The organism is Pseudomonas sp. HY7a-MNA-CIBAN-0227 (genome assembly GCF_040310325.1).
Lineage (GTDB): Bacteria > Pseudomonadota > Gammaproteobacteria > Pseudomonadales > Pseudomonadaceae > Aquipseudomonas.
Map to the genome: position 1 here is coordinate 51,210 of NZ_JBEOPT010000022.1, position 8,125 is coordinate 59,334.

Sequence of the window (8,125 nt, forward strand, 5' to 3'; positions counted from 1 at the left end):
GCTTATGACAAGTCAATGGCAAACGGCCATTGAGTTGTGGAGTCGTTCCGCTAATCTGAGCAGCTCTTTGCTGCCTGTCCAAGGAAGGAACGTCTATGAAAAAGCTTGTATTGCCCCTGGTCGCCCTCATCGCCCTCATCGCCTTCGTCGGCTACACCGTCTCGGTGATGCTGCAAGCTGAGCAGTCCTTGCTCGATTTCGGCATCAGCCTGATGTCTCGCCCCGACACAGCGCAGGTGGTGATTGATTTGTACCTGCTGGCAACACTCGCCGGCATCTGGATGTACAAGGATGCTCGCAGCCGTGGTCGGTCAGCACTGTCGGTGCTGCCGTACCTGTTGCTCACGGCAATTTTCGTGTCCGTTGGGCCACTGCTGTACCTGGTGGTTCGCGGGTTGCAGGACCGTCAATCGGCCAAGGCATCGCAAGCTGCCGCGTAACCCTGACTTTACTATTGATATACGCAACGTATACGCTTCGTATATCAACCTGCACAGTGAAGCTCATGGGCATCGTCAAGATCACCGATCAACTGCATGAACAAATCCGTCTGGCCAGCGCCACCATGGACCGCTCCATCAACGCCCAGGCGGAGTTCTGGATCAAGATCGGCCTGCTGGCCGAACTCAATCCGCACCTGGCCTACAACGACCTGATCAACAAGCTGCTGTTGGACAAGCCTGACCTGATCCGGGGCCGTGGCTGATGATCAAGAATGCCGAACAGATCGCACTGATGCGTGAGTCGGGCCGCCTGCTGGCTCAGGTCTTCAGCATGCTCGACGGTTTTGTGAGCGCAGGTCAGACGACCCTGGAGTTGGACCGTGCCGTCGAAGCCTTTATCCGACGGGATTTGCAGTCCCGGCCGGCAAGCCTTGGGCAATACGACTACCCCTTTTCCATCAATACCTCGATCAATGAAGTGGTGTGCCATGGCATGCCGGATGCCAAGGCTGTGCTCAAGGATGGCGATATCGTCAACATCGATATCACCCTGGAGAAAGACGGCTTTATCGCCGACTCCAGCAAGATGTACATGATCGGCACGGTGACGCCCAAGGCCCGGCGCCTGGTGGAAATGACCTTTGAGGCGATGTGGGCCGGGATTCGTCAGGTCAAGCCCGGTGCGCGCCTGGGGGATATTGGTCATGCCATCCAGCACCACGCCCAAGCTAATGGCTACAGCGTGGTGCGTGAGTATTGCGGGCATGGCATCGGCCGGGAAATGCACGAAGAGCCGCAGATCCTCCACTTCGGGCTTCCCGGCACGGGGATGGAGTTGCGTGAAGGCATGGTGTTCACCATTGAGCCAATGCTGAACCAGGGCAGCGCCAAAGTGCGCAGCTTGAAAGATGGCTGGACGGTAGTAACCCGTGACAACAGCTTGTCCGCGCAGTGGGAACATACCGTGGTGGTGACGGCGGACGGGTTTGAGGTGTTGACTTTACAGCCAACATAAAGCCCATACAGGGGAGTATCTACACAAAAACCACCGTAGCAGTTGTCGAGCTCCAGCGAGGCTACGTCGGCGCCACACCGCCACCATCAGATCAGCCCCCAACGCAGCCTCGCTAAAGCTTGACCGCGAACAGGGTCTCTACGGGTGGGCGCCTCCTGCAATGCGCTTTAGCCCCAGCACCATCAACCCCGCCGCCAATCCCATCGCAGTCAGGAACAAGGGGTACGACACCCACCACGGCGTGCCCGTCGTCATCATGCTGAACTCGGACATGCCGCCAATACTGGCAATCAGGTTCAATGGCAGGAACACCACGTTGATCAACGTCAGCTTGCGCAGCAGGTTGTTGGTGCTGTTGTTCATCAGGTTGCCCCGGGCCTCGATCAACCCGGAGAACACGTTGGAATAAATCTCCGCCTGTTTGTAGCACTGGTTGTTCTCGATGATCAGGTCGTCGATCAACCCCAGGGTCTGGGCGCTGAAATGTTCCTTTTCGCCGTGGTTGCGCAAGCGGGCCAGCACCGCGCCGTTGCTGTGCAAGGCGTTGATGTAATAGATCAGGCTTTCGCTGAGGTTGAACATCTGCATCAGATGGCGATTGTGCATGGAGGCGTTGAATTGCTGCTGCAACTCACGGGCAACCATCTTGATCACCTTGAGGTGGCCGAGGTAGTGATGGACGTTGTTGAGCAGCAAGTCCAGCAGCACATCCAACGGCGTATACAGGGGTCTGCGGGCGCCCAGGCCTGAAAGCTGGCTGTCGCCGGTGGCAATCACCAGCAGGCGGTTTTGGGAAAACAGCAGGCCGCAGGACGATACTTCGAACACCAGGTTGCCGGCACCGGAGTAGTTTTCCGGGCGTTTCCAGATCAGGAACAGGTTGTCAGGGTGAAACTCGATGCGAGACACCTCGTCCGGGTCCAGCGCCGAGGCCAGGGCGTGCTCGTCAAGCTTGTAGTGATCGCGCAGCAGTTCCCGCTCGTGGGCATCGGGGTTGTTGAACAGCATGATGTCGGCGGCCTCGCGCTGACTGCTGCGCAGCGCGCCATCGGTCAATTCAAAGCACTGAATCATCGTGCATTACCACCCCTGGCCTTGGCGTTTGAGTTCCAGGCGGCGGACAAATTCTTCCAGCACCAGGGAATACAAGTCGTCCTGCAGGTAGGCATCTTCGATACCGGCGTCCATGTTCGGGTTGTCGTTGACCTCGATCACCACCACTTTGTCGCCGGACTGCTTGAGGTCCACTCCGTACAGCCCGTCGCCGATCAGGTTGGCGGTCTTCACCGCCAGGTCCACCACCGCTTTGGGCGCTTCGTGGACCGCCATGGTGCGGCACTCGCCGTTGATGTCCTGGCCGATGGCCTTGTGGTTGTAGATTTGCCAATGGCCCTTGGACATGAAGTACTGGCAGGCAAAGATCGGCTTACGGTTGAGCACGCCGATGCGCCAGTCGTACTCGGTGTAGAAAAACTCCTGGGCCAGCAACAGCACAGAATGTTCGAACAATTCGGCGGTGGCCGTCAGCAGCTCTTGCTGGCTTTCCACCTTGATCACCCCTCGGGAGAAACAACCGTCGGGTATTTTCAACACCAGGGGGAAGCCCAGGCGCTCGCCGACCCGTTCGAAATCTTCCGGTCGCTCCTTGTAGAGGATCTCGGTGGCGGGCATGCCCAGTTGATGGCTTTTCAGCATATCGGTGAGGTAGACCTTGTTGGTACAACGCAGGATCGAGGCGGGGTCATCCATCACCACCAGCCCTTCACTCTCAGCCTTCTTGGCGAAGCGGTAGGTGTGGTTGTCGACGCTGGTGGTCTCGCGGATCAGCAGGGCGTCGTATTCGGCCAGGCGGGAGTAATCCTTGCGTTCAATCAGCTCGACATCGATGCCCAAGCCCTTGCCCACTCGCACGAAGTTCTCCAGCGCCTTGGCGTTGGACGGCGGCAACTGTTCCTGGGGATCATGAAGGATCGCTAGGTCATAACGGGCCAGGCGGCGGGAGCGTGGTTGTCGCCAGATCTTGCGACTGAAGTTGTCCAGGGCGTTGGCGAATTGATCTTCCTGATCGTCACGCAACTTATGCAACACGCCAGATTTTATGCCTTCGATATGCCAGCCGTTATTCTTGCGAAACTCAACTAGCAAGATCGGACACGGAAACGCTTCAAACAACTGGCGAGCCAAGTCCTGCAGTGGCTCGATATTCGTTCGGCCAAAATAAAGTGTCAGGGTAAAACCTTCGGTATTACTATAAAGATGATGGCTCAGGGCTTTATCAAGGGTTTTATCCAGGTCATCCAGGGCCAGGCCGTAGAGGGATTTTTTCGTCAGCTCGCTGATGGTGCGCACCGACGGAATAACCTTGTGGCCACGCGCCTCGGCCAGCAGCGAGCAGTAGTAGCCGTGTCCCAGGTACTTGTAGCTGCGACACAGGTTGATCACCTGGACCCGCTTGCCGGTTTCGCTTTCCCGGGTTTGCTCAAGGTATTCCTGGGCGGTAACAATGTCTTCACTGGGGAAGTAGGAGGCCCAGTCCTCCTTGCGCTCAACAATAATCACGACTTGACTTGACGGCTTGGGAGGTGTGGGAAAATAACCGGCGGAAGTTATTGTCGCCGCCACTGTTTGCTCGGATACTTCACGCCAATGACCTTGTACCGCTGACATATTGATTGATCCGCTTTAGAGAACTAGACCTTTTCTATTAAGCACGATATTTCAGAGAAGTCCCGTTTCGTTACGCAACTTTTACGGCGGTCATATGGCTCTTTCCTTTCGCGTTGCAACCCTTGATGACTTACCGGCCTTAGTGGTACTGGAAGAGCATTGCTTCACCACTGACCGGCTCTCGCCCCGCAGCTTTCAGTGGATGATCAGCCGTGCCAACGGGCGCCTGCTAGTGGCCGAAAACGAAGAGCAGCTACTCGGCTACGCGCTGGTGCTGTTCCATCGTGGTACTTCGCTGGCACGCCTGTATTCAATCGCCATTGCCGCTCCTGCCCGTGGCATGGGGCTGGGCAAGCAACTGCTGGCGCGTATTGAAGACTGCGCCGTGGAACATGACTGTGCCTACCTGCGCCTGGAGGTGCGCACCGACAATCCCGGCGCCATCGCCCTGTACGAGCGCAATGGCTACCGGCGCTTTGCCCTGATCAATGACTATTACGAAGATCACACCGACGCTCTGCGCCTGGAGAAGCGCATTCTCCAGCATCAGGAAGCCAGGGCCCTGAGCGTGCCGTATTACCAGCAGACCACCGACTTCACCTGCGGCGCGGCGAGCTTGCTGATGGCCATGGGCGCCCTGCAACCTGAGCGTGTGGCTCAGCGGCGCGAAGAACTGCAAATCTGGCGCGAGGCGACCACCGTGTTCATGACCGCCGGCCATGGCGGCTGCAGCCCTCAAGGGTTGGCGCTGTCAGCCTGGCGTCGAGGCTTTCGGGTGCACATGCAGGTCAATGTCAGCGGGCCGTTGTTTCTGGACGGGGTGCGTGATCAGCACAAAAAAGACGTCATGCGCCTGGTGCATGACGCCTTCGAGGAAGAACTGGCCAGCAGCGATGTCGAGCAGGTGCTCGGCGGGCCGCTGGATTTGCCGCAGGTACTGCGTGATGGCGGGCAACCGCTGGTCTTGATCAGCAGCTACCGCCTGACCCGCTCCAAGTCACCCCACTGGGTGATCGTCACCGATTGCGACGAAGACTTTGTCTACCTGCATGACCCGGACGTGGACCACAGCCAGCACCGCCAGCCCCTGGACTGCCAGCACCTGCCTGTCAGCCGCGGGGAGTTCGAACGGATGTGCCGGTTTGGCAATAACAAGTTGCGCGCGGCGGTCGTGGTGTATGCCAGGTGAGCGATCAGGCTACCTGCTTGATCCCGGCCTTGGCCTCCAGCTCGCGTACCAGCGGCAATACCCGTTTGCCGAAGTACTCCACTTCCTCCTGGAAGTGCAGGAACCCCGCCAGTACCAGGTCCACGCCCACCGCTTTGAGCGCGACGATACGCTCGGCAATCTGCTGCGGGGTACCGATCAGGTTGGTCTTGAAGCCGTCGTTGTACTGCACCAAGTCTTCGAAGCTGGACTTGGCCCAGTTGCCCTCGCCTTCCGGTGATGCCTTGCCAGCTTGTTTTGCCGCGTCGCCAAAGGCATTGACCGCTTCGGGGTCGGCCTTGTCGATGATTTCAGCGAGCACCGCGCGGGCTTCCTCTTCGGTGTCGCGGGCGATGACAAAGGCGTTGACCCCGACTTTTACCGAGTGGTTGTTGGCGGCGGCCTTGGCGCGAATGTCATCGACCTGGGCCTTGATACCTTGCGGGGTGTTGCCGTTGGTGAAGTACCAGTCCGAGACACGTGCGGCCATATCTCGTGCTGCGCGGGAGCTGCCACCCTGAAAAATCTCCGGATGGGGTTCGCCCAGAGGCTTGGGTTTGAGGCTGTAGTTGTTGAATCGGTAGAAATCACCCTTGAAGGTGAAGTTGTCCTGGGTCCAGATGCCTTTGAGGGCGCGGATGAATTCTTCGGAGCGGCGATAGCGCTCGTCGTGCTCCAGCCAATGTTCACCGATGGCCTGGAACTCGCCCTTGAACCAGCCGCTGACGATGTTGACGGCGACGCGGCCGTTGGTCAGTTGATCGATGGTCGCCAGTTGCTTGGCCGCCAGGGCCGGTTGCCACGGGCCGGGCAAGATCGCCGCGATGACTTTCAACGTGGTGGTCGCCGCCAGCAACGCGTGGCTGAAGGCTACGGATTCATGCTGGTACTCGGCGCCATAGCCGGCGGTGAAACGGATTTGGGTCAGGGCGTATTCGAACCCGGCTTCCTCGGCCAGTTGCGCCAGTTTGCGGTTGTAGTCGATGCCCCAACTGGTGCGCTGCTCGATCTTGCTCACCACCAGCCCGCCGCTGACGTTGGGCACCCAATAGGCAAATTTGACTGCTTGCTGACTCATTGAACGGTACCTCACACAAGGGGATATGCAGGGCATGGAGCAGCAAGCGTGCCAGCGTATTGCAGATGCCCGAAGCCAGGGCTCTGGGGCGGTAATTGGGTGTGGACACCCCGCACTGTCTGATGTTGCAGATATCGGGGGTTTGTTGGATTGCTGTTGGTGGCGCAACACTTGAAGCAGGTTGTTGCCCTGTAAATACGGGGTTTTAACCTCGGCATGGACCGTGCAAACACCTTGGCAACGCACCGCCTTTTTTGCCTGCCCAGGAGCTGTCCCCATGACCGAGCAACATGTCATCAACCCACTGTCCACCGGCGTCGATTACCAGGCCCTGACCGAGCGCTTCCGGCCGATCTTTGAGCGTATCGCCGAAGGTGCCGTGGAGCGTGAGCAAACCCGCGCCCTGCCCCGTGAGCCGATCCAGTGGCTGAAAGAAGCTGGTTTCGGCGCGGTGCGGGTGCCGGTGGAATACGGTGGTGGCGGCGCGTCCCTGCCTCAGCTGTTTGAACTGTTGATTGAGTTGGCTGAAGCCGACTCCAACGTACCCCAGGCCCTGCGCGGGCACTTCGCCTTTGCCGAGGACCGTCTGAATGCACCGCCCGGCGCTGGTCGGGATCTGTGGTTCAAGCGCTTTGTCGACGGCGATATCGTCGGCTGTGCCTGGACCGAAATCGGCAGCGTTGCCATCGGTGATGTAATCACCAAGGTCAGCCCCGACGGCGACAAGTGGAAACTCAACGGCGAGAAGTTCTACAGCACCGGGAGCATTTTCTCCGACTGGATCGACGTCTACGCCCAGCGCAGCGACACCGGCGGCGACGTGATTGCCGCCACCCGCACTCGCCAGCCGGGGATTGTGCAAAGCGATGACTGGGACGGTTTTGGCCAACGCACCACGGGCAGCGGCACATCGCGGTTTACCGATGCGGTGGTTGATGCCGAGAACGTGATCGACTTTGCCACGCGCTTCAAATACCAGACGGCGTTTTACCAGTTGGTGCTGCTGGCAACATTGGCCGGTATCGGCCGCGCGGCGCTCAAGGATGTGGCTTATCAGGTTCGTGCGCGTAAACGCATCTACAGCCACGGCAATGCCGCCCGTGTCAGCCAGGATGCACAGATTCAGCAGGTGGTCGGTGAAGTCGCCGCCCTGGTATACGCCGCCGAGGCCAGCGCCTTGAAAGCGACGATACCGGCACAGCGGGCTTACCTGGCGCGCTTTGGCGGGGATGACGCGCTGGAGCGCGAGGCCAATGTCGCTGCCGAGATCGAGTCGGCCACGGCTCAGGTGGTGGTGTCAGAGTTGATCCAGCGCGCCAGCAGTGAGCTGTTCAATGCCCTGGGGGCTTCGGATATCCGCGAGGGTAAATCCCTGGATCGGCATTGGCGCAATGCGCGCACGGTGTCGTCCCACAACCCGGTGATCTACAAGGCACGGATTGTCGGGGATTGGGTGATCAACGGGACTGAACCGCCATTTGTCTGGCAGATTGGCAATGGGCCGGCCAGGGGCTAGGTATCCCGAGGTAGGTCAGTTACACCGCACATGCATCCTTGCCGGTTTACCCACTGCGCAATACCTGCGTTCGGCCTCTGGTTTTATGGGCAGGCAGATCAAGAGCAGAGCAAAGCCAGTGCCCATCCGCTTTTCTGTAGGAGCGAGGGGGACGCCTAGTTCTTGCTCGCGAAGAACCTGAGGGCACCGCGTTCATCCA

At 59.1% G+C, this 8,125-nt stretch carries 8 protein-coding genes; 5 read left to right on the forward strand and 3 right to left on the reverse strand.

The genetic code is table 11. The features are described 5' to 3' along the window. Positions 1-95: 95 nt before the first annotated feature. The 3 genes from AAEZ06_RS25190 to map all read left to right on the forward strand — a co-directional run bounded on the left by AAEZ06_RS25190 (position 96) and on the right by map (position 1,458). Positions 96-440 carry a DUF2834 domain-containing protein gene (locus AAEZ06_RS25190; protein ID WP_350616779.1) on the forward strand — a complete coding sequence of 115 codons (345 nt, stop codon included), beginning with the start codon at positions 96-98 and terminating at the stop codon, positions 438-440. Positions 441-505: 65 nt separating this feature from the next. Next, positions 506-706: a ParD-like family protein gene (locus AAEZ06_RS25195; RefSeq protein WP_133102580.1), complete on the forward strand. Its 201-nt coding sequence runs from the start codon at positions 506-508 to the stop codon at positions 704-706. After that, positions 706-1,458 carry a type I methionyl aminopeptidase gene (gene map / locus AAEZ06_RS25200; RefSeq protein WP_350616781.1) on the forward strand — a complete coding sequence of 251 codons (753 nt, stop codon included), beginning with the start codon at positions 706-708 and terminating at the stop codon, positions 1,456-1,458. The genes AAEZ06_RS25195 and map overlap by 1 nt, the downstream gene beginning before the upstream one ends. Positions 1,459-1,596: 138 nt before the next feature. On the opposite strand, the gene AAEZ06_RS25205 is transcribed toward map, so the two are convergent. Further along, the gene (locus tag AAEZ06_RS25205) at positions 1,597-2,532 is read right to left on the reverse strand and encodes a magnesium transporter CorA family protein (RefSeq protein ID WP_149413349.1); all 936 of its coding nucleotides are present in this window, start codon (positions 2,530-2,532) and stop codon (positions 1,597-1,599) included. 6 nt (positions 2,533-2,538) lie between these two features. Then, positions 2,539-4,125 (reverse strand): RimK family ATP-grasp domain-containing protein, encoded by a 1,587-nt coding sequence (locus AAEZ06_RS25210; protein WP_149413350.1) that lies wholly within the window; start codon positions 4,123-4,125, stop codon positions 2,539-2,541. Positions 4,126-4,219: 94 nt separating this feature from the next. Between AAEZ06_RS25210 and AAEZ06_RS25215 the strand changes: the two genes are divergently transcribed. Then, on the forward strand, positions 4,220-5,314 hold the full coding sequence (locus AAEZ06_RS25215) for a GNAT family N-acetyltransferase/peptidase C39 family protein (protein WP_149413351.1): 1,095 nt from the start codon (positions 4,220-4,222) through the stop codon (positions 5,312-5,314). 4 nt (positions 5,315-5,318) lie between these two features. On the opposite strand, the gene sfnG is transcribed toward AAEZ06_RS25215, so the two are convergent. Further along, positions 5,319-6,410 (reverse strand): dimethylsulfone monooxygenase SfnG, encoded by a 1,092-nt coding sequence (gene sfnG / locus AAEZ06_RS25220; RefSeq protein WP_149413352.1) that lies wholly within the window; start codon positions 6,408-6,410, stop codon positions 5,319-5,321. A gap of 277 nt (positions 6,411-6,687) precedes the next feature. Here sfnG and AAEZ06_RS25225 point away from each other — a divergent pair, with 277 nt between their 5' ends. Then, positions 6,688-7,926: an acyl-CoA dehydrogenase family protein gene (locus tag AAEZ06_RS25225; RefSeq protein WP_149413353.1), complete on the forward strand. Its 1,239-nt coding sequence runs from the start codon at positions 6,688-6,690 to the stop codon at positions 7,924-7,926. The last annotated feature ends 199 nt before the right edge of the window (positions 7,927-8,125 follow it).

Excerpts from the sequence above, each read along its gene's own strand:
- map (WP_350616781.1), top strand. The coding sequence starts at position 706 with ATGATCAAGAATGCCGAACAGATCGCACTGATGCGTGAGTCGGGCCGC.
- AAEZ06_RS25215 (WP_149413351.1), top strand. The coding sequence starts at position 4,220 with ATGGCTCTTTCCTTTCGCGTTGCAACCCTTGATGACTTACCGGCCTTA.
- AAEZ06_RS25190 (WP_350616779.1), top strand. The coding sequence starts at position 96 with ATGAAAAAGCTTGTATTGCCCCTGGTCGCCCTCATCGCCCTCATCGCC.
- AAEZ06_RS25225 (WP_149413353.1), top strand. The coding sequence starts at position 6,688 with ATGACCGAGCAACATGTCATCAACCCACTGTCCACCGGCGTCGATTAC.
- AAEZ06_RS25205 (WP_149413349.1), bottom strand. The coding sequence starts at position 2,532 with ATGATTCAGTGCTTTGAATTGACCGATGGCGCGCTGCGCAGCAGTCAG.
- AAEZ06_RS25195 (WP_133102580.1), top strand. The coding sequence starts at position 506 with ATGGGCATCGTCAAGATCACCGATCAACTGCATGAACAAATCCGTCTG.
- sfnG (WP_149413352.1), bottom strand. The coding sequence starts at position 6,410 with ATGAGTCAGCAAGCAGTCAAATTTGCCTATTGGGTGCCCAACGTCAGC.
- AAEZ06_RS25210 (WP_149413350.1), bottom strand. The coding sequence starts at position 4,125 with ATGTCAGCGGTACAAGGTCATTGGCGTGAAGTATCCGAGCAAACAGTG.